Source organism: Nonomuraea sp. NPDC049028 (genome assembly GCF_043197735.1).
Lineage (GTDB): Bacteria > Actinomycetota > Actinomycetes > Streptosporangiales > Streptosporangiaceae > Nonomuraea.
Window position 1 is genome coordinate 128,681 of record NZ_JBICTR010000021.1, and the last position, 19,145, is coordinate 147,825.

At 68.4% G+C, this 19,145-nt stretch carries 21 protein-coding genes; 13 read left to right on the top strand and 8 right to left on the bottom strand.

Features of this window, described 5'->3' with window-relative positions; translation table 11 throughout:
• Positions 1–6: 6 nt before the first annotated feature.
• The gene (locus ACGFJ2_RS55245; RefSeq protein WP_357956843.1) at positions 7–555 is read right to left on the bottom strand and encodes an EF-hand domain-containing protein; all 549 of its coding nucleotides are present in this window, start codon (positions 553–555) and stop codon (positions 7–9) included.
• A gap of 212 nt (positions 556–767) precedes the next feature.
• Between ACGFJ2_RS55245 and ACGFJ2_RS55250 the strand changes: the two genes are divergently transcribed.
• On the top strand, positions 768–1,691 hold the full coding sequence (locus ACGFJ2_RS55250) for a TauD/TfdA family dioxygenase (RefSeq protein ID WP_358203540.1): 924 nt from the start codon (positions 768–770) through the stop codon (positions 1,689–1,691).
• A 21-nt stretch (positions 1,692–1,712) separates the two neighbouring features.
• On the opposite strand, the gene ACGFJ2_RS55255 is transcribed toward ACGFJ2_RS55250, so the two are convergent.
• Both ACGFJ2_RS55255 and ACGFJ2_RS55260 read right to left on the bottom strand, forming a co-directional pair.
• Positions 1,713–2,924 carry a cytochrome P450 gene (locus tag ACGFJ2_RS55255; protein WP_393482803.1) on the bottom strand — a complete coding sequence of 404 codons (1,212 nt, stop codon included), beginning with the start codon at positions 2,922–2,924 and terminating at the stop codon, positions 1,713–1,715.
• A gap of 70 nt (positions 2,925–2,994) precedes the next feature.
• Positions 2,995–3,900 (bottom strand): radical SAM protein, encoded by a 906-nt coding sequence (locus tag ACGFJ2_RS55260; protein ID WP_357956837.1) that lies wholly within the window; start codon positions 3,898–3,900, stop codon positions 2,995–2,997.
• A gap of 245 nt (positions 3,901–4,145) precedes the next feature.
• Between ACGFJ2_RS55260 and ACGFJ2_RS55265 the strand changes: the two genes are divergently transcribed.
• From ACGFJ2_RS55265 to ACGFJ2_RS55275, 3 genes are all read left to right on the top strand, one after another.
• Complete coding sequence (locus tag ACGFJ2_RS55265; RefSeq protein ID WP_357956835.1) at positions 4,146–4,469, top strand: SMR family transporter; 324 nt, start codon at positions 4,146–4,148, stop codon at positions 4,467–4,469.
• A 143-nt stretch (positions 4,470–4,612) separates the two neighbouring features.
• Entirely contained in the window at positions 4,613–5,167 is a 555-nt protein-coding gene (locus ACGFJ2_RS55270; RefSeq protein ID WP_357956833.1) for a GNAT family protein, read from the top strand.
• Positions 5,155–5,457 (top strand): DUF952 domain-containing protein, encoded by a 303-nt coding sequence (locus ACGFJ2_RS55275; protein ID WP_357956831.1) that lies wholly within the window; start codon positions 5,155–5,157, stop codon positions 5,455–5,457. Before ACGFJ2_RS55270 ends, ACGFJ2_RS55275 begins: the two co-directional genes overlap by 13 nt.
• Here the strand turns inward: ACGFJ2_RS55275 and ACGFJ2_RS55280 are convergent.
• The 4 genes from ACGFJ2_RS55280 to ACGFJ2_RS55295 all read right to left on the bottom strand — a co-directional run bounded on the left by ACGFJ2_RS55280 (position 5,448) and on the right by ACGFJ2_RS55295 (position 8,732).
• The gene (locus ACGFJ2_RS55280; RefSeq protein WP_357956829.1) at positions 5,448–5,603 is read right to left on the bottom strand and encodes a hypothetical protein; all 156 of its coding nucleotides are present in this window, start codon (positions 5,601–5,603) and stop codon (positions 5,448–5,450) included. The two genes, ACGFJ2_RS55275 and ACGFJ2_RS55280, sit on opposite strands and share 10 nt — an antisense overlap.
• A gap of 641 nt (positions 5,604–6,244) precedes the next feature.
• Positions 6,245–7,081, bottom strand: coding sequence for an ABC transporter permease (locus tag ACGFJ2_RS55285; RefSeq protein ID WP_393482810.1), 837 nt, complete (start codon positions 7,079–7,081; stop codon positions 6,245–6,247).
• Entirely contained in the window at positions 7,081–7,839 is a 759-nt protein-coding gene (locus ACGFJ2_RS55290; RefSeq protein WP_358203508.1) for an ABC transporter permease, read from the bottom strand. The genes ACGFJ2_RS55285 and ACGFJ2_RS55290 overlap by 1 nt, the downstream gene beginning before the upstream one ends.
• Complete coding sequence (locus ACGFJ2_RS55295) at positions 7,839–8,732, bottom strand: ATP-binding cassette domain-containing protein (protein ID WP_357956823.1); 894 nt, start codon at positions 8,730–8,732, stop codon at positions 7,839–7,841. The genes ACGFJ2_RS55290 and ACGFJ2_RS55295 overlap by 1 nt, the downstream gene beginning before the upstream one ends.
• Before the next feature lie 104 nt (positions 8,733–8,836).
• Here ACGFJ2_RS55295 and ACGFJ2_RS55300 point away from each other — a divergent pair, with 104 nt between their 5' ends.
• The 7 genes from ACGFJ2_RS55300 (at position 8,837) to ACGFJ2_RS55330 (ending at position 16,530) form a co-directional block, all read left to right on the top strand.
• Positions 8,837–9,211 carry a nuclear transport factor 2 family protein gene (locus tag ACGFJ2_RS55300; RefSeq protein WP_357956821.1) on the top strand — a complete coding sequence of 125 codons (375 nt, stop codon included), beginning with the start codon at positions 8,837–8,839 and terminating at the stop codon, positions 9,209–9,211.
• 861 nt (positions 9,212–10,072) lie between these two features.
• On the top strand, positions 10,073–10,327 hold the full coding sequence (locus ACGFJ2_RS55305; protein WP_357956819.1) for a hypothetical protein: 255 nt from the start codon (positions 10,073–10,075) through the stop codon (positions 10,325–10,327).
• A gap of 286 nt (positions 10,328–10,613) precedes the next feature.
• Positions 10,614–10,880, top strand: a complete 267-nt coding sequence (locus ACGFJ2_RS55310; RefSeq protein ID WP_393482815.1) for a hypothetical protein — start codon at positions 10,614–10,616, stop codon at positions 10,878–10,880.
• A complete protein-coding gene (locus ACGFJ2_RS55315) occupies positions 10,877–11,404 on the top strand; it encodes a hypothetical protein (protein ID WP_393482818.1) in 528 nt (175 codons plus the stop codon). Before ACGFJ2_RS55310 ends, ACGFJ2_RS55315 begins: the two co-directional genes overlap by 4 nt.
• 796 nt (positions 11,405–12,200) lie before the next feature.
• Complete coding sequence (locus tag ACGFJ2_RS55320) at positions 12,201–13,904, top strand: enoyl-CoA hydratase-related protein (RefSeq protein ID WP_358203499.1); 1,704 nt, start codon at positions 12,201–12,203, stop codon at positions 13,902–13,904.
• Between the two features lie 16 nt (positions 13,905–13,920).
• The gene (locus ACGFJ2_RS55325; RefSeq protein ID WP_357956813.1) at positions 13,921–15,450 is read left to right on the top strand and encodes a UDP-N-acetylglucosamine 1-carboxyvinyltransferase; all 1,530 of its coding nucleotides are present in this window, start codon (positions 13,921–13,923) and stop codon (positions 15,448–15,450) included.
• A 69-nt stretch (positions 15,451–15,519) separates the two neighbouring features.
• The gene (locus ACGFJ2_RS55330) at positions 15,520–16,530 is read left to right on the top strand and encodes a tyrosine-type recombinase/integrase (protein ID WP_357956811.1); all 1,011 of its coding nucleotides are present in this window, start codon (positions 15,520–15,522) and stop codon (positions 16,528–16,530) included.
• Between the two features lie 120 nt (positions 16,531–16,650).
• Here ACGFJ2_RS55330 and ACGFJ2_RS55335 read toward each other — a convergent pair whose 3' ends face one another.
• Complete coding sequence (locus ACGFJ2_RS55335; RefSeq protein ID WP_357645069.1) at positions 16,651–16,905, bottom strand: helix-turn-helix transcriptional regulator; 255 nt, start codon at positions 16,903–16,905, stop codon at positions 16,651–16,653.
• A 64-nt stretch (positions 16,906–16,969) separates the two neighbouring features.
• On the opposite strand from ACGFJ2_RS55335, the gene map reads away from it, so the two are divergent.
• Together map and ACGFJ2_RS55345 are read left to right on the top strand one after the other, a co-directional pair.
• Entirely contained in the window at positions 16,970–17,737 is a 768-nt protein-coding gene (gene map / locus ACGFJ2_RS55340) for a type I methionyl aminopeptidase (protein WP_357956809.1), read from the top strand.
• Between the two features lie 252 nt (positions 17,738–17,989).
• Positions 17,990–19,145, top strand: a 1,156-nt coding sequence (locus ACGFJ2_RS55345) for a DUF4158 domain-containing protein (protein ID WP_393482823.1), incomplete at its 3' end; no start/stop codon positions are given.

Genomic DNA, 19,145 nt, shown 5'->3' on the forward strand with positions numbered 1-19,145 from the left:
GGCTCCTCAGAATCGGCCGAAGATCAGGTTGCCGGGCGCGCCCGGGTCGGTACTGGCGTAGAAGTCCCGCTGCGCGGCGTGGATCTCGCTGATGTCCAGATGCCCGCTGCCGTCGGTGTCGAGCCGGTCGAAGACCTCACGCCGCTCGGCCTCGGGCAGGGAGCAGATGCCGGGGATGGCGGCGAACTCCTCAAAGGAGATCCGGCCATCGCCGTCGATGTCGCAGACGGTCAGGACGGACTCGGCGATCCGGCCCGCGGTCGCCGCGTAGCCGCTGGTGCGGAACTCCTGGCCGGCCAGGTAGGCGGTGAACTCCGCGCGCGACAGGTGCCCGTCGTTGTCGTCGTCGGCACTGTGGATCAGGGCGTTCCACATGCTCGCGTAGGCGGCCACCACGTCCCGGCCCTTGGCGGAGTCGGCCGGCACGCCGAACGCCGCCAAGAACCTCGTGGCCGCGATCTGAAAGTCGTCCCTGGTGAGCACACCGTCACCATCGGCGTCGTACAAGGTGAATCTCTTGTCGAATTTCCGGGCGAGAACATCGGGCACGGACATGGCGCTCCTTCGGGAGGCGGTGAACCGGCACCCGCACTGTAACACTACTTAAAGTTATGAACAATCACTCTTTGCAATCGACCGGAGGAGGACCTTCAGAGCGCTTGCGCTGTGGGTGAAGCGGTTGCGCCGTGGGCGATGAGGGGGTGCCACGCAAGAGCAAGGACGACAGGGTGAGTCCAAGAACCACGACGAGCGGAGAGGTGGCCACCATGGCGATCGCACAAATGCTGGGGCCCGGCCAATGGCTGGCGGCGGAGATCCGCGACAGCGACCCATGGAGGGTCGCGCTCAGCGAGGAGCATCGGCACGAGGTGCTCGGCGCCGTACGAGCGGCGCAGGCGGCCGGGCCGGCGCCGCAGGAGATCACCCCGGACGGCTTCCCGCTGCCGACGCTCGGGCCGCTCCTGCGGCGAGTGCGCGAGGAGATCGTGAACGGTCACGGGTTCGCCCTGCTCCAAGGGGTGCCCGTCGGCCAGATGAGCGAGCGGCAGCGCGAGATCGCCGGACTCGGCCTCGGCTGCCACATCGGCGCAATCGTCCCACAAGGACCCGGCCCGGTGCCGCTGGTGCACGTACGAGACACCGGCGCCGACCCCTCCCAGCCACGCACCCGCAGCTACCAGCACAACGGGCGGCTCGGCTTCCACAGCGACCCCACCGACGTCGTCGCCCTGCTGTGCGTGCGGCCGGCCAAGTCGGGCGGCCTCAGCGTCATCGTCAGCTCCGTGGCGGTGCACAACGAGGTCGTCCGGACCCGCCCCGACCTGGCCGAGGTGCTCTACCAGCCGTGGTGGCACGACCGGCGCACCGGTGACGGCCCCGACAGCTTCTACACCAAACCGCTGTGCACATTGGGCCAGGACGGCAGGGTGTCGTTCTCCTACGGGCCCGACTACCTGCGCTCGGCCCAGCGCGGCGCCTGCGTGCCGCCGTTCACCCCGGCGCAGCGCGAGGCGATGGACCTGCTCGACCGGCTGACCAACGACCCCCGCTTCGTGCTCACCATGGACCTGCGGGAGGGCGACATGCAGTTCCTCAACAACCACCTCCTCCTGCACGGCCGCACCGCCTACGAAGACCACCCCGAGCCGCAGCGCCGCCACCTCATCCGCCTGTGGTTCACCACCGGCTGAGACGCCCAAGCAGACCGCTGGTCACCAGGTGACCCACACGTCCTGCAGCCCCCCGGACAACAACCCCGTACGCAGCCGCAGATCACCGGGAGCATCCCGCAGACCCAGCCCCGGCAGCCGCCGGGCCAGCGTGCCGAGCGCGACCTGAAGCTCCATCCGGGCCAGCGGCTGACCCAGGCAGAAGTGCGGCCCCGCGCCGAACGCCAGATGCTGGCCCGCGTTGTCGCGGCGCGCGTCGAAGTGGTCGGGATCGGCGAACTTACGCGGATCCCGGTTGGCCGCGGGCCGGCACGGGATCAGCGTCGTGCCCGCGCTGACCCGCACCCCGCCGAAGTCGGCCTCCTCGGTCGCCACCCGCGGCATGCCCACCACGCTGAGCGTGCTGTCCAGCCGCAGAACCTCCTCGACCGTGCCCGGGATCAGCGCCGGATCCTCGACCACCGCCGCGTAACGCCCCGGCTCCGACAGCAGCATCGCCACCATGATGGCGATCATGTTCGACGTCGTCTCGTGCCCGGCCAGCAGCAGCGCCTGCACGGTCGCGATCAGCTCCTCGTGGCTGAGCCGCCCGTCCTGGCTGTCGGAGATCTGCGTCAGCTCGCTGAGCATGTCATCGCCCGGCGCCGCACGCTTGTCATCCACCAGATCCGACACATACGCGCCGAACTCCTCGTACGCCTTCTCCACCTCCGACTGCTCATAGCGGGTCAGCGTCAGCATCACCTGAGACCAGTACGCGAACTTGTCCTGATCCTCACTCGGCGCCCCCACCAGCGCGCAGATGACCTGCACCGGCAGCGGCAGGCCCAGCTCGCGCGACAGATTCGCCGGGGAGCCACCGGCCAGCATGCCGTCCACCAGCTCATCGGCCATCCGCTGCACCCGCGGGCGCCACGCCTCGATCTTGCGGATGGTGAACGACGGGGTCAGCAGCCGCCGCCATCGCCGATGCCCGGTCCCGGCGATCATGCTCCCGCTCGCCATACCGCGGGCGAAGATCCCGCCGTCGGCGGTGGTGGACACCCGCGCGGCCTCGGCGCCGCCGCGGCTGAACCGCGGGTCGGTCAGCAGCGTGCGCACATCGTCATAGCGGGTCACCAGCTCGGCGGTGTCGCCGCTGGGCAGCTGTACGTGCGCCACGGGGCACCCGCTCTGCAACTGGGCCCACTCCCGCGGCGGCTGCAGGGCCTCGGTCCGGTCGAAGGGGTAACGGGGGACGGGTTCGGCGGTCATGGCGGCGCCCTTCTGCTCACTGATGGGACACCCAAGATTCTAAGGCGACAGCCTTAAATCTTGACAGTAGTCAGACCAGCGCGAGTTGCGGGAACCGCGGCTCACGCTCCGGCGGCTCCGGCGGCCCCGACCGCATGCCGTAAACCCGGCACAACTGCCCGATCTGCCCCGTGATCCGCTCCTCGTAATCGGCCGCCGGCAACCCCGCCCCGTCGTACAACTCCTCATAACGCGCCACCAGATGCGGATGCGCCTCACCCAGCCACTCCAGATACCACTGCCGCGTCCCCGGCGGCAGCCGCAACACCACCGGCTCCACCACCCCGGCCCCCGTGGCCGCGATCCGGCGCACCGTCGCCGACAACTGATCGGCCCCATCACTCAGCAACGGCAGCACCGGAGCCATCAGCACCCGGCACGACACCCCCGCCTCCACCAGCGCCGACACCAACTCCAGCCGCGCCTGCGCACCCACCGCGCCCGGCTCCACCCCACGCCTGATCCGCTCGTCGACGAACGCGATCGAGACCGCCACCTGCGCCCCCGCCCGCGCCAGCACCGCGGCATCCCGCAACACCAGCGGACTCTTGGTGTAGACGGTGAACGGCACCGCCGCCTCACCCAGCGCCTCCACGATGCCCGGCATCAGCCGGTAGGTCGCCTCCGCCTGCTGGTAACAGTCACCACTAACCCCGACCGCCAGCGCCTCACCACCCCAGCGCGCCAACTCCGCCCGCAACCGCGTCACCGCGTTGGGCTTGACCACGATCCGCGTGTCGAAATCCCGCCCCGCGTCCAACCCCAGCCGCCGATGACCCCCACGAGCACCACAGCCACGACAAGCATGAGCACACCCACGATAAGGAGAGACGGCCCACCGCTCAGCGATCCCCGCACTCTGCGGCACCCGCTCGATCATCGTACGGGCCTGCGTCTCGTAGAAGCCGTCACGCAGCACCGCCCGCCGCTCGATCAACGGACGATCATCTGCGGCCTCAACAAGCGAAAGCGCGTCCCAACCCACGGCCCCAGTGGAACACGCATTCGACTCCCTTTTCAAGCGCTTCCGCCTCACCGGCCCCCACCGACCGGAGGTTCGACACAAGCCGCCCCGGTCAGCACACTCATCCTCATGGCCCCGGCGGTGACCGGCAGTGGCTCCAGCGCTACCCACGATCACACCGAGGCCGTCTCACTGCCAATCACGAGGAGGGATCCACCATGGCCTGGTTGCTGCTCGCGATCGCCATCGCCGCCGAGGTCATCGCGACCACCGCGCTCAAACTCAGCAACGGCCTGTCCCACCTCGGCTGGGCCGCCATCGTCGCCATCGGCTACCTCATCTCCTTCGTCCTGCTCGCCCGCGCCCTCAAGATGCAGCTCGAAGTCGGCACCGCCTACGCCGTCTGGTCCGGCGCCGGCACCGCCGCCATCGCCCTCATCGGCGCCGCCTTCCTGGGGGAGACCCTCACCCCGCTCAAGATCGGCGGCATCCTGCTCATCATCGGCGGCGTCATCGTCCTCAACCTCGCCGGCGCCCACTGACCCCTGGTATGTCGAACGCCCGCCACCGCCCGCCAGGTTGTCTGCCCGCCCGCCAGGTTGTCTGCCTGCCTGCCCGCCTGCCCGCCTGTCTGCTCGGCGAAAACGCCTCGCGCCCCCGAAGACGGGTTATCTACACTGCCCCCGTGCTCAAACCCCACTACCCGATCCTCACCGACCGCCTCCTGCTGCGCCCCTTCACCCCCGACGACCTCCACGCGCTGCACGCCTACGAGTCCCGGCCCGACGTCGCCCGCTACCTCTACTGGGAACCCCGCGACCTCGACACCGTACGCACCTTCCTCGACAGGAAGATCACCCGCGTCGCCCTCCTCGACGAAGGAGACGCCCTCGACATCGCCATCACCCTGCGCGACACCGGCCAGCTCATCGGCAACGGCGTCCTGATCTGGACCAGCAAACAACACCGCCAAGGCGAGATCGGCTACATCCTGCACCCCGACCACCACCGCCGCGGCTACGCCCCCGAAGCCGGCCGCGAACTACTCCGCCTCGGCTTCGACGAACTCGGCCTGCACCGCATCGTCGGCCGCCTCGACGCCCGCAACACCGCCTCTGGCCGCGTCCTGGAAAAACTCGGCATGCGCCGCGAAGCCCACCTCATCGACAACGAGCACGTCAAAGGCGAATGGTCCTCCGAGGTCATCTATGCCATGCTCGACTCCGAATGGACACCATAGACATCCTCCACCTCGCCCTGGCCGCCGACTGGGCCGACGCCCAGCCGGCGGGGGAGTACCGCATCTCCACCCTCGGCCGCACCCTCGACCAAGAAGGCTTCATCCACTGCAGCCGTGACCTCGACCAGCTCCACGGCGTACACACCGCCTTCTACGGCCACGTCACCCAGCCGCTGCTCATCCTCCAAATCGACCCCGCCGGACTCGACATCCGCCTCGAAAACGGCTTCCCCCACCTGTACGGCCCACTCCCGCTCAGCTCGGTAACCGCCGTACACCCCTACGCCTGACCATCCAGCGCGCACAGCTCGACAACGATGGACCCGAACGCTTCACGGGAGGCGAGGCGGGCACAGCCGCGCTCGACGTCGTCCAAGCGCAGGGCACGGGCCACGACGGGAACGCAGAAACTCTCCAGTTCGGCGTTGTGCTCCATACCTCCAGCATTTCGCCAGGTCATCGAGCTTCCACCCGCAAGCGTGAACCAGCTGGACACAGGTACAGCGACGCGTGCGCCGACGACCCTGACGACCCGCCAGGCCGTTGGAGGCTCGACGGACCGCCACCCGGCGCCCAAGGCTTCAGCGCCCACGTTCGCACCACGCAAGGCTCCGGAACGCACCCGCCACGCCAACGCGGACACCCCCGTACACGAATACGGCAAAGGCCAGGTTCGCTCCGCCGACGGCACCACCATCGGCTACCGGCACCGCGGCCACGGACCCGCACTGCTCCTCACGCACGGCGGAATGCGAGCATCCCAAGAACTCCCCGCCTCGCCCTGGCGCCGCTCCTGGCCATCGGGACACGCCTACAGGGGGAGGGGCCCACCGACGAGGTGCCCGTCGAGACGCTCATCCCGACGCTCCACTTCGACATACAGGCACGTCGTCGCCCAGGCGCTGCGAGAACTCTTCGGCGCACACTCACGGGCTCGACATCGGGGCGACGGGTCCCGCATCGGGGCTCACGGGGTGTCGAATCAGCGGCGAGCAGCAGCGACTTGTCGATCAACGCGGTCAGCGCGTCGAAGACCTGCTCCCCGGCGCCCACACCTCGGCACGGCCGGCCGGCCGGTTACGCGCACAACACCCGCTGAATCCGCCCCGCCGCGAACCACAACCCCGCCACCGCCATCACCACCAGATAACCCGCATGCCCCAGCAACCCCCATTCCGGCACCCCCGAGGCCAGACCCCGCACCAACTCCACCGCGTGATACAGCGGCGTCACCCGCACCACCACCTCCAACACCCCCGGATAATCCGTCACAGGGGAGAAGGTGCCGGAAAACAAGAACAACGAAAACTGCGCCGCCGTCATCAGATCGAAATCCTGCCAGCCACGCAGCACCGTCGACACCGCCATCCCCAGCGCGCCGAACGACACCCCCACCAGCATCGTCGCCGGAAACGCCGCCAACGCCCACACCGGCTCGGCCAGCCCCAGCACCACCATCACCACCAGGAACAACGCCGTGTAAACAGAACTGCGCACCATCGCCCAGGTCAACTCACCCAGCGCCACCTCGATCGGCCGCACCGGCGTCGCCAAAACCGCCTCGAACGTCTTCGTATAACGCATCTTGAAGAAGAAGTTGAACGTCGTCTCCGACAACGCCCCGTTCATCGCCGAGACCGCCAGCATCGCCGGCGCCACGAACACCGCATAGGACACCACCCGGCCATCACCCAGCGGAATCCGCCCCACCAGCGCACCCACACCCACACCGATCGACAGCAGATACAGCAGCGGCTCGAAAAACCCCGACACCAGAACCAGCCAGTACGAAGCACCCGAACGCAACGCGCCCACATTGCGGCCCACCACCGCACCCACCCGGCCCGCCGAAACACGCCCCGCCCCAACCCGGCCGGACACCAGCCGCCGGGCCACCGCCAACGTCACCATCATCAGTCCTGAAGTCGCTTACGGAACGCGTAACCCGCCCACCACAGCCCGCCCGCCGCGAACGCCACCAAACACCCGGCATGCGCCCACAGCGGCCACGGGGGAGCGGCCCCCGACGTCGCCGCCCGCGCCAGCTCCACCCCATGCCACAACGGCGACACGTAAGCCACCGGCCGCACCAGCGCCGGCAACTGCTCCACCGGGAAGAACACCCCCGCGAACAACGTCGAAGGCAACATCACGAACCGAAACAGCAACGCGAAATAACTGTCATGATCGATCGTCGCCGAGAACGCCGTCACCGGCGCCGCCACGGCCACCGCCAGCAACGCCGCCACCAGCGGCGTCAGCACCACCCACGGCGAGGACAACGCCCCGAACGCCCCCACCACCAGCACGAACACCACCACCGCGATCTCGACCCTGAACACGATGTACAGCAGCCAGCCGCCGACCATGTCCCACACCGACACCCGCGTCGCGAACATCGCATGCGCCCCGCGATTCCACCGGAACTCCCCGAACACCGCATACGTGCACTCGCCGACCGCCATCTGGAACGCCGTCGACGCCAGCACCCCCGGCACGATCCACTCCACGTACGGCACGCCGCCCACCTCACCGACGTAACCGCCCACCCCCAGCCCGATACTGGCCAGGAACAGCACCGGCAACACGAACGACGAGAACAACGACGCCCGCCACAACCGCTTGTACAGCGTCAGATGCCGCTCCAGCACCGCCACCGTCGGATGCGCCATCACTCCACCAACGTCCGGCCCGTCAGATGCAGGAACACATCCTCCAGCGACGAACGGCGCACCAGCACACTGGAGGGCACCAGCCCACGCCGATGCACCTCCGACACCGCCGCGTCACCGTCCCCGGCGTACACCAAGATCCGATCCGGCAGCACATCCACCCGATCACCGATCCCGGCCAGCGGCGCCACGAAACCCGCCAGCTCCTGCCCACCGAAGCGCACCTCCACCACCTCAGGCGAGGAATGGGCCTCGATCAGCGAACGCGGTGACCCCTCGGCCACGATCCGCCCGCCGTCCATCACCACCAGCCGATCGCACAACTGCTCGGCCTCATCCATGTAGTGCGTGGTCAGCACCAGCGTCACACCCCGCTGCTTCAACCGGAACAACCGCTCCCACAGCAGATGACGCGCCTGCGGATCCAGCCCCGTCGTCGGCTCGTCCAGCAGCACCAGATCCGGCTCGTTCACCATCGCCCGCGCGATCGTCAGCCGCCGCTTCATCCCGCCCGACAGCGGCTCCACCCGGCTCGAGGCCCGATCACTCAGCTGCGCGAACTCCAGCAGCTCCTCGGCCCGGGCCCGCGCCTGCGCCCGCGACAACCCGAAATAACGGGCGTACGTCGTCAAATTCTCGCGAACCGTCAGATCAGGATCCAAGTTATCCAGCTGCGGGCAGACACCCAGCCGCCCCCGAATCCGCGGCCCCTCCCGCACCGGATCCAGCCCGAAGATCCGCAACTCACCCGCCGACGGCATCGACACGCAACTGATCATCCGCATCGTCGACGACTTACCCGCCCCATTGGGACCCAGGAAACCGAACGCCTCACCAGGCGCCACATCGATATCGATCCCGTCGACCGCGACGAAATCCCCGAACCGCTTCACCAGCCCACGCGCGCGGACCAGCGACTGCTCACCAGACACGAGCTCAGACCATAACCAACGCCACCGACAGAATCGAGCGGTTAAACGCCGCCACACTGAGACTCATGAACACCCGAGCAGCCGCCCAGCGCTTCGCCGACACCTGGCAACACGGCTGGACCCACCACGACACCGACCGCATCGCCACCCTCTACCACCACGACGCGATCCACACCTCCATGCCCTTCCGGCCACCACACCGGGGGAGAGGCGCCATAGCGGACTACATCCGCTGGTCCTTCAGCACCGAAACCGCGCCGCACGTCACCTTCGCCACCCCCATCGTGGACGGCGACCAAGCGGTCATCGAATTCCGCGTCCACGCCATCGACGAAGGCACACCCATCACCCTCGCGGGCTGCGTCATCGCCCGCTTCGACTCCGACGGCCTCGCCGTACAGACCCGCGACTACTGGCACACCACACAAGGCCACGTATGACCACGCACCGAGCGGCCAGCCCACAAATGCGACAAAACCACTACAACCCAGGTCCGGAGACCCACCCGGCACCCACACAGAACCAGGCACCGGCTACAAAAACGATCAGCCCGCCACCCGCGCCCGCGCCGGACCGGCGACAGGAGCCAAGGAAGGCGCGTGAGCCACCGGGGGAGCGGCCGGCACAACCGGGGCCGAAGGACGCGTCATCTGCTGCGTCCGCTCCATCTCGGCCCGCCGCTCGGCGCAACCACCTCCGCAGTAACCGTTGGTCACAATAAGACGACCACGCAGTGTCGTATAGGACTCCCGGCCCGTAGCGGGCAGAACTCCCTGACACACTGGACATAACACCGACTGGTTCCCCACGTGCTGCTCCTCTCGCGGCGCGATAGCAGATCTCCCACCCTAAGGCGATCCGGCCAGCCAGGACAGTGAATCAACCGAAGGTCAACCCATCGGTCAGAGCATTCCGGCCTCACGCAGCGTAATGATCAAGAACCGCGCCGGCCCACCGGAGGCGGCCGTCACCTCCCGTAACACCCCCTGACCAGGCCCCGACGATCACCGCTCGGCGGGGCGGCGGGCAGGGTGACCAACGTCACTAAGCGCACATGGGGCTCCACCCCGAGTCAGAGCCCCTTCCGAAGCGGCCTACTTGACATAATGTTCATTATCAAGCAAACGGCGACGTTCCGCACACGGCATCTTTTCGCCACCTACGCTGAGAAATATGAACTTAGGCCCCGTGGAGCTACTCATCTTCGCCGTGATCATCGTCGTGATCGCGATCATCGCCTTCATCGTCATCCGGGCGTCTTCCCGCCGCTGATCTCCAGCGGGCGGCGTTACGATCGAGAGATGCACAGCCTGGCGATCTCCACCACGGGTCTCGTCGCGCTCACCGCCGTCGTCACCGCCCTGGCCATCTACCTGATCATCCTGGCCGTCCGGCTGACCAGGAACCCCCGCAACCGCCCCACCCCCAGCCCCGACCTCGTCGACCAGGCGCGCGAGATGAAGGCTCACGGCCAGCTCCAGGAGGCCGTCTTCCTCGTACGCGGCGAGACCGGCATGAGCCAGCGCGCCGCCGCCCGCTTCGTCAACCGCCTCTAAATCACCCGAAAATACGCGATACCGGACAGAAGCGGGATTCTGTCCGGTATCGCGTACAGTTTCCTTTCGATTGCCGTCCAGGCGAGCAGGCCGGATACCCGGCGTTTCGTCGGCCTTCCCCTGATGATCGCGGCCGGGGCCACCCCTGCCGCGGTGCTTTCCGCCCCGCCCAACCGCCACGAGTCCATAAACCGGGCTGCTGGAGGTCACCGGTCCATATGCGGAACGGCTGCCGCTGCCCTTCCGCCTGGCGGCCGGCGACTTGGCCGATCGTCGGGTTAGCGCGGTGCTCGCGATCACGCTGGCGATGATGGCGAGCGCTTTCGGCATCGCCCGGACGGTGATCGCGGTCGGCCAAACGACGCAGAGCAGGGCCGAATACTCCCCCAGGGCCCGGCCGGGCACCTTATTGGTCCAGCCGAGCCTCTTGTTCGCGGGGCCTTTCTCGGCGGCGGTCGCGGACACCGTGCGAGCGGTGATCGAGCGCGATTTACCCGGGGTGCCGATTGCCCAGAGTGAGCGGCTTAGGCCGAGTCTCGGTTCTTCGACGTGAGCGCGGAGAACGTCGAGATACCGGAGGAAGTTGCCTATTGGGATCAGGCCATCGGTGACGAGAAGCTGCTGCGGTATCTGACGGGTGATCAGTCGACGCCGTACGACGAGGGCACGGCCGTGGTGATCACGTCAGCCGAGGTGAAGGTCGACTCGGTCGAGCTCTCCTACGAGATCAACGAGAACGACGCGACGACCAGGACCGTCCCGGCGGTCGGCGCCAGGGCCGCCGATCCGCACATGGAGGCGATCTTCGTCCCCTCGAAGATCGTCCGGGACCTCGGTTTCCAGCTCCAACCGGAGGAGTTGATCGTCGACCCCACCCTGCGGCGGGTCACGGTGCAGGAGCAGAAGCGTCTCGATGACCGGCTGGACGACGCGGTCGCCAAGGCTTACGTCGAACGAGGCTTCGACCGGGTGGCTGCCCGTCGTCGCGGTGGTCTTCCTTGTCGCCCTCGTGTGCGTGCTGACCGTCGGCTTCGGAAGGGCCGCGCGTCAGGCTCGGGTCCTGAGGCGGGCGGGTAATGGATCGGGCGCGGCCTTCCGGTGGTTCTGTGCCTTTCTTGCCGGTCTGAGCGCCCTGTGCGGAACGGTTCTGGGTGCGGTCGCCGGTTGTCCCGCCGGGATGTTGCTGCTGTGGCCCCTGACGGTGCGTACTACGTGGGAGGAGCCGGTACGGGTGCCGTTCGAGACTCCTTGGCCGGCGATCGTCGCCGTCATTGGCGGTCTTCCCGTCCTTGCCGCCGTCCTCGGTGTGCTGCTCGCACGCGAGCAATCGCACGTCCCGGCACCGTCGGCGTCTCGGCCCTGAAACTGGGTGATCCTTGCCCGGCCCGATCACCGCCAGGGTGGCGGTCCCGTTGTTCCCGTTGGGATCGGGTGACGGGTCACGGTGGCCGGTGAAGTTGGGCCCCTTTTGCAACAGGACAGAAAGCCAGACCGGAGGGGGCGGAATCACGGCGAGGCGCCGCAAGTGTCAAGCGGTCCGGGTCGGGGTTTCGGTCGCGCGGCGGGCGCGGCTGTCGGGACGCGGAGGGGGGTTTGGGGGCCGTTTCGGTGCCTCTCCCCCACATTCAATTCCGACAAATCTGGTCATTTGGGGCTGGTCCGGGCGGATTTTTGCCGAGATGTGTCATCAGCACTTGCAGGTTCGTGTCAGCATCGAGGGCATGTACGGGCCATATGGGACTGCCGTAAACATCTGGGACCGGTGGGGTCACCCGCGCCCAGGTGTGCCCGGCTGAGCCGGCCCCTCTCCCCCGGGCCCGCACACGGCGAGCCCCCGTACCCCTCGAACGACCCGCCTGAAAGAAGTTCTCCGTTGCGTATTCTGCTGCTCTGCTCCTCCTTCAACGGCCTGACCCAGCGCGCCTGGCTGGAACTGCGCCGGGCCGGTCACGACGTCACCGTCGAGCTGGCCGTCTCGGAGCAGGTGATGCTCGAGGCGGCCCAGCTGGCCAAACCCGACCTGATCATCTGCCCGTTCCTGAAGGAGAAGGTCCCGGCGCTGCTGTGGCAGAACCACCGCACGATCATCATTCACCCCGGGCCGCCCGGCGACCGCGGCCCGTCCTCGCTGGACTGGGCGATCGCCGACGCCGAGCCGGAGTGGGGTGTGACGGCGCTGCAGGCGGTGGAGGAGATGGACGCGGGGCCGATCTGGGGGTTCCGGACGTTCGCGATGCCGGCCGAGCCGCCGCGCAAGTCCGCCCTCTACAACGGGCCGGTGGCCGACGCCGCGGTGGAGCTGGTGGTGGAGGTGGCGGCCAAGGCGATGGACGCGGGGTTCGCGCCGGTGCCGCTGGATTATCGTTCGCCGCTGGTGCGGGGGCGGTTGCGGCCGGCGATGCGGCATGGCGACCGGGAGTTCTCCTGGTCGGAGCCGACGGACGCGGTGTTGCGCCGGGTGCGTTCGGCCGATGGGGCGCCGGGTGGGCGGGTGCTGCTGGAGGGGCGGATGATGCGGGTGTTCGATGTGTATCGGGGCCCGGTCGTCGTGGGGACGCCGGGGTCGGTGGTGGCGCGGCGTGAGGGCGCGGTGCTGGTGCACACCGGTGATGGCACGGTGTGGGTGGGGCATCTGCGGGCCGAGGAGCCGGGGGCGATCAAGCTGCCGGCGGCGATGGTGCTGGCTGAGCGGGTGGCGGGGCTGGAGGAGCGGCCGGGTTACAGCGAGGTGACCTATGACCGTAGTGACGCGGTGGGGGTGGTGAGTTTCGACTTCTACAACGGCGCTATGTCGACCGAGCAGTGCCGGCGGCTGGCCTCGGCGTTGCGGTACGCGGCGGCGCAGGACACGCGGGTGGTGGTGCTGCGGGGTGGTGAGGTGTTCTCCAACGGCATCCATCTGAATGTGATCGAGGCGGCGCGTCATCCGGAGCTGGAGGCGTGGATGAACATCAACGCGATCAACCAGGTGTGTCGTGAGGTGATCGCGTGTACGGGGCAGCTGGTGGTGACGTCGGTGGGCGGTAACGCGGGTGCGGGTGGCGTGATGATGGGGCTGGGCGCGGATCGGGTGCTGATTCGTGAGGGTGTGGTGTTGAATCCGCACTATCGGACGATGGGGTTGTTCGGGTCGGAGTTCTGGACGTACGTGCTGCCTCGGCGGGTGGGTGCGTCGGTGGCGGGGCGGCTGACGGGTGAGGCGTTGCCGGTGGGTGCGGCGCAGGCGGTGGAGCTGGGGCTGGCCGATCGGATGATGGCGGGGTCGCGGCTGGAGTTCGAGCGGTCGGTGCTGGAGTACGCCGAGCGGTTGGCGGCCGGGGATGATTATGAGCGGTTGCTGGGGATCAAGCGGGAGGTGCGGGAGGCCGATGAGCGGCGTAAGCCGTTGGAGGCCTATCGGGTGGAGGAGCTCGCGGAGATGAGCCGGGACATGTTCGATGACCGTAATGGGTTCCGGCAGGCGCGTCAGGCGTTCGTGCACAAGCGTAAGGTGGGGAGGACGCCGGAGCATCTGGCGGTGCATCGGGAGTTGTCCGGCGCGTCGGCGGGGTCGGGTGCGGCCGCATCTCATATGTGAGATATGTTGTCGTGTTATGACTGATGATTATCTCGTGCGGATCGGCCGGCTGATTCGTGACGCGCGCCAGCACCGTGGGTGGACGCAGCTGCAGCTGGCGGATGCCCTGGCGACGAGTCAGAGCGCGGTGAACCGGATCGAGCGCGGTAACCAGAACATCAGTCTTGAGATGATCGCGCGGATCGGTGAGGCGCTCGACAGTGAGATCGTGTCGCTGGGCTATGCCGGGCCGATGCATCTGCGGGTCGTGGGCGGGCGGCGGCTGTCGGGCAGCATCGATGTCAAGACCTCCAAGAACGCGTGTGTGGCGCTGCTGTGCGCGTCGCTGCTGACCTCGGGGCGGACGATTCTGCGTAAGGTGGCGCGGATCGAGGAGGTCTACCGGATCCTGGAGGTGCTCGCCTCGATCGGGGTGCGGGCGCGGTGGATCAACGAGGGCAGTGACCTGGAGATCGTGCCTCCGGCCCGGCTGGAGCTGGAGGCGATGGACACCGAGGCGGCGCGGCGTACCAGGAGTGTGATCATGTTCCTGGGGCCGTTGATGCATCGTACGGACCAGTTCCAGATTCCGTACGCGGGCGGCTGCGACCTGGGGACGCGCACGGTGCAGCCGCACATGTCGGCGTTGCGGCACTTCGGGCTGGACATCACGGCGACGGGCGGTTTCTACCACGCGCGGGTGGACCGGGGGGTGTCGCCGTCGCGGGCGATCGTGCTGACCGAGCGGGGTGACACCGTGACGGAGAACGCGCTGCTGGCGGCGGCGCGCCACGACGGTGTGACGGTGATCCGCAACGCCTCCTCCAATTACATGGTGCAGGACCTGTGCTTCTTCCTGGAGGAGCTGGGCGTGCGGGTGGAGGGCGTGGGCACGACGACGCTGACGGTCCACGGGGTGGCCTCGATCGAGCGGGATGTCGACTACTCCCCCTCTGAGGACCCGGTGGAGGCGATGAGCCTGCTGGCGGCGGCGGTGGTGACGCAGTCGGAGCTGACGATCTGCCGGGTGCCGGTGGAGTTCCTGGAGATCGAGCTGGCGGTTCTGGAGGAGATGGGCCTCGACCACGATCGGGGTGCCGAGTACGCGGCGGCCAATGGGCGGACGCGGCTGGTGGATCTGACGGTACGGCCGTCCAAGCTGGTCTCCCCCATCGACAAGATCCACCCGATGCCGTTCCCGGGGCTGAACATCGACAATGTGCCGTTCTTCGCGGCGATCGCGGCGACGGCGCAGGGTTCGACGCTGATCCATGACTGGGTCTACGACAACCGGGCGATCTATCTGACGGAGCTGACGCGGCTGGGGGCGTCGGTGAAGTTGCTGGATCCGCATCGGGTGCTGGTGGAGGGGCCGACGCGCTGGCGCAGCGCGGAGATGATGTGCCCGCCGGCACTGCGGCCCGCGGTGGTGGTGCTGCTGGCGATGATGGCGGGTGAGGGCACGTCGGTGCTGCGCAATGTGTACGTCATCAACCGGGGGTATGAGGATCTGGCCGAGCGGCTGAACGCGCTGGGGGCGCGGATCGAGACCTTCCGCGACATCTGATTCTGTCGGTGGGGCCCGCTACCGTCTGCCTGTGTGGATCTTCGGTGGATCTTGGGGTGAGGGGGGACGGTGCGGCCTGCTGAGCTGGATCGGCTGACGGTGGTGGAGGCGGCCGACCGCTATGTGGAGCTGGTGCGGGCCAAGACGTTGACGGGGGCGTTGTCGCAGGCGACGGCGGAGCTGTATGCGCGTGACGTGGCGACGCTGGTGGCGCTGGCCGGGGAGTCGACGGTGCTGGACGACCTGTCGGGTGAGGACGTCGATGCGATTTTGCTGGCGTTCGCGCGTAAGCCGGATGGCCGGCGCTCGGCGGGTGGCGGGGGGCAGAGTCCGTCGTCGCAGGCGCGGTTTCGGCGTTCGATCTCGGCGTTGTTCAAGTACGCGTCGCTGGCGGGCTGGATCCAGATCAATCCGATGGCGTTGTCGACGGTGACGGCCAGGGAGCGGGGCGGGCTGCGGCCCGAGCGGCGGGCATTGACGCGGGAGCAGGCGCAGGGGCTGATCGGGGCGGCGCGGTCGGCGGGCGAGGCGCCGGCGGCGGGGCGGCGTGATCAGCGGACGGAGTTGCGTGATGCGTTGATCGTGTTGCTGTTGTCGACGCTGGGGCCGCGGGTGTCGGAGCTGGTGCGGGCCAATGTCGAGGATTTCTACACCAATGACGGGGTGCGTTATTGGCGGATCTTCGGCAAGGGCGGCCGCACCCGGGATGTGCCGCTCCCCCGCGATGTGGCGCTGGCGTTGGAGGCCTATCTGGCGCGGGAGCGGGCGGAGGTGCCGGACAAGGCGTTGTTGTTGTCGTGGCGGGGGCGGCGGCTGGCGCGTGGCGATGTGCAGGCGGTGATCGATCGGGTGCAGCGGCGGGTGGCGGCCGAGCAGCGGCGGTCGGTGACGCCGCATGGGTTGCGGCATACGACGGCGACGCATCTGCTGGCGGACGCGGTGGACATGGACGCGGTGCGGCGGGTGCTGGGGCACAGTGATCTGTCGACGCTGGGGCGTTACCGCGATGAGTTGCCGGGTGAGCTGGAGGGGGCGATGCGGGCGCATCCGTTGTTGAAGCGGGCCGACCCGGATCGGTGAGCGGGCCCGCCTGCGCTTCGCCCGCTTCCGCCCAGCCCGCTTTGGCCTAGCTCGTCTCGCGTGGCCGGGGTGGGCTCTGGGGCGGCGGTGAGCGGTTGAGCGGGCGCGGTTTTGTCTCGCTCAGGCGGGTGTGGCGGGGGTGAGCCGCAGGGCGAGGTGGTCGAGGGAGACGCCGAGGACGTCGGCCAGGGCGGCGATGGTGAAGAAGGCCGGGGTGGGGATGCGGCCGGTCTCGATCTTGCGGAGGGTTTCGGCGGACATGCCGGCCGCGGCGGCGACTTCGACGATGCTGCGGTCGCCGCGCACGTCGCGGAGTAGCAGGCCGAGCTGCTCGCCGCGCCGTCGCTCTTCGGGGGTCAGCGAGGGTCGGACCATGAACCCAAGTCTACAGCTGGGATACAGATGCCGCCGGGATAAAAATACCGGTATAGTTATCGACATGGTGGAGATCAAGACATTGGCGGAGATCGAGGCGATGCGCGAAGCGGGCCGCGTGGTGGCGCGGGCGCTGCAGGCGATCGTCAAGCATGCCGCGGTGGGGGTGCGGGTCGACGAGCTGGACGAGCTGGCGGCCACCATCATCGCCGAGGCGGGTGCCACGCCCGCGTTCCTGGGCTATCAGCCGCACTTCGCGCCGACGCCCTACCCGGCGGTCATCTGCGCGTCGATCAACGACGTGATCGTGCACGGCATCCCGGACCGTTACCGGCTCAAGGACGGTGACCTGGTCAGCATCGACTGCGGCGCCTACCTCGACGGGTGGGCGGGCGACTCGGCGGTCAGCTTCGTGGTGGGGCTGCCGCGCGCCCGTGACGTGGCGCTCATCGAGGCGACGCAGGAGGCGCTGCGGGCGGGCATCGCCGCGATGCGGCCGGGTAACCGGATGGGCGACATCGGGCACGCCATCTCCTCGGTCGCGGTGGCGGGCGGCTATGGCGTGCCGATCGACTTCGGCGGGCACGGGATCGGGCGGAAGATGCACGAGGACCCGCACGTGGCCAACCAGGGGCGGCCGGGCCGCGGGCTGGTGCTGCGGACGGGTTTGGTGCTGGCGATCGAGCCGATGTTCACCGCGGGCGGCGACGGCCGCTACCTCACGGCCGCCGACGGGTGGGCGTTGCGGACCGTTGACGGCTCGCGCGCCTCCCACAGCGAGCACACGGTGGCCATCACCGACGACGGGCCTGTGATCCTCACCGCGGTTTAGCAGTCGCGGTTCAGGAGCCGCGCAGCCATGTCGTGCCGCTCTGTCGTGCTCGCCCCTCGTGCGGCTCCGCTCGTGCTCACCGCTCCGCTCGTGCTCGCCGCAGGGTTGGCGCCGCAGGGTGGCCTCCATGTAGTCCTGGGGAAATTTCCAACGGATTTTCCTGACCTGCGACGATGCCCTGCCTGTTCTGTTTGTTGATCACTTCCGCTACGGTTCGTACGGTCCTGACCGGTTGCGGTGTGGGGGTGGTCAATGTCGACCCGGATGTTCTCCGAAGACCAGCTGGAGCGGTTGCGGTCGTACCCCGACATCGGCCGCGACGATCTGATCCGGTACTTCACCCTGACGCCCGCCGATGTCGCCTTCGTCGACCCGGGCCGGGGTCGTGGCCCGACCGACCGATTGGGGCTTGCCGTTCAACTGGCCACCTTGCCCTGGTTGGGCTTCGTGCCGGATGAGGTGAGCTCGGCGCCGCCGGTGGCGGTGGACCGGCTGGCCGAGCGGCTGGGGGTGGATCCGGACGTTCTGGCCGAGTACGGTCAGCGGGAGCAGACACGCAGTGATCATCTGCGGTTGGTGGCCGGATATCTGGGGTGGAAGAGCGCCCCGGCCGGGAGCACGGCGATGAAGGAGCTGGAGCAGTTCCTGCTGGACCGGGCGATGGAGCATGACTCGCCCACGTTGCTGTTCAACCTGGCCACCGAGTATCTGATGGCGGCCAAGACGATCCGGCCGGGCGTGACGACGCTGGCCAAGATGGTGGCCACCGCCCGCACCGGCGCCACCGCGCTGACCTGGGAGAAAGTGGCGCACCTGCTGACCGGCGAACGGCGCGGGGATCTGGACCGGCTGCTGATGTATGACGCCGGGTTGAAGATGACCCGGCTGGCCTGGCTGATCAAGGCGTCCATCGATGCCAGCGCGACCTCGGTCAAGACCGCGATCGAAAAGCTCATCTACCTGCGCAACATGGACGCCCACACCCTGGACATGTCGGGGCTGGCCGCTGAGCGGCGCCGCTTCCTGGCCTCGGTGGGCCGCCGCTCGACGAACCAGGCGCTGGAACGTCGCGAGGAGCAGCGCCGCTATCCGATCTTGTTGGCGGTGGTCACCCAATCGGCGATCGACCAGGTCGACGAGGTCGTGATGCTGTTCGACCAGGCCGTGTCCGCCCGGGAGTCGCGGGCCAAATCCAAGACCGATGAGGCGTTGATCGAACGGGCCAAGGCCGGTGAGGCCCGCCAGCTGCTGCTGGACGTGATCTTGCCGGTGCTCGCCGGCCCGGCCATCCCGGACGAGCAGATCGGCGGGCTGCTGCGCAACACGATCGGGATGAGCAAGCTGCGCGAGGTCGTCACCGAAGGCTGGAAGAAGCTGCCACGCGATCACGGCCGGCTCTCGGCGCTGC

What these genes read in the sequence shown, in the direction of transcription:
- ACGFJ2_RS55245 (WP_357956843.1), bottom strand. Translation starts at nt 555, where the DNA reads ATGTCCGTGCCCGATGTTCTCGCCCGGAAATTCGACAAGAGATTCACC.
- ACGFJ2_RS55250 (WP_358203540.1), top strand. Translation starts at nt 768, where the DNA reads ATGGCGATCGCACAAATGCTGGGGCCCGGCCAATGGCTGGCGGCGGAG.
- ACGFJ2_RS55255 (WP_393482803.1), bottom strand. Translation starts at nt 2,924, where the DNA reads ATGACCGCCGAACCCGTCCCCCGTTACCCCTTCGACCGGACCGAGGCC.
- ACGFJ2_RS55265 (WP_357956835.1), top strand. Translation starts at nt 4,146, where the DNA reads ATGGCCTGGTTGCTGCTCGCGATCGCCATCGCCGCCGAGGTCATCGCG.
- ACGFJ2_RS55275 (WP_357956831.1), top strand. Translation starts at nt 5,155, where the DNA reads ATGGACACCATAGACATCCTCCACCTCGCCCTGGCCGCCGACTGGGCC.
- ACGFJ2_RS55280 (WP_357956829.1), bottom strand. Translation starts at nt 5,603, where the DNA reads ATGGAGCACAACGCCGAACTGGAGAGTTTCTGCGTTCCCGTCGTGGCC.
- ACGFJ2_RS55285 (WP_393482810.1), bottom strand. Translation starts at nt 7,081, where the DNA reads ATGATGGTGACGTTGGCGGTGGCCCGGCGGCTGGTGTCCGGCCGGGTT.
- ACGFJ2_RS55290 (WP_358203508.1), bottom strand. Translation starts at nt 7,839, where the DNA reads ATGGCGCATCCGACGGTGGCGGTGCTGGAGCGGCATCTGACGCTGTAC.
- ACGFJ2_RS55300 (WP_357956821.1), top strand. Translation starts at nt 8,837, where the DNA reads ATGAACACCCGAGCAGCCGCCCAGCGCTTCGCCGACACCTGGCAACAC.
- ACGFJ2_RS55305 (WP_357956819.1), top strand. Translation starts at nt 10,073, where the DNA reads ATGCACAGCCTGGCGATCTCCACCACGGGTCTCGTCGCGCTCACCGCC.
- ACGFJ2_RS55325 (WP_357956813.1), top strand. Translation starts at nt 13,921, where the DNA reads ATGACTGATGATTATCTCGTGCGGATCGGCCGGCTGATTCGTGACGCG.
- ACGFJ2_RS55335 (WP_357645069.1), bottom strand. Translation starts at nt 16,905, where the DNA reads ATGGTCCGACCCTCGCTGACCCCCGAAGAGCGACGGCGCGGCGAGCAG.
- map (WP_357956809.1), top strand. Translation starts at nt 16,970, where the DNA reads ATGGTGGAGATCAAGACATTGGCGGAGATCGAGGCGATGCGCGAAGCG.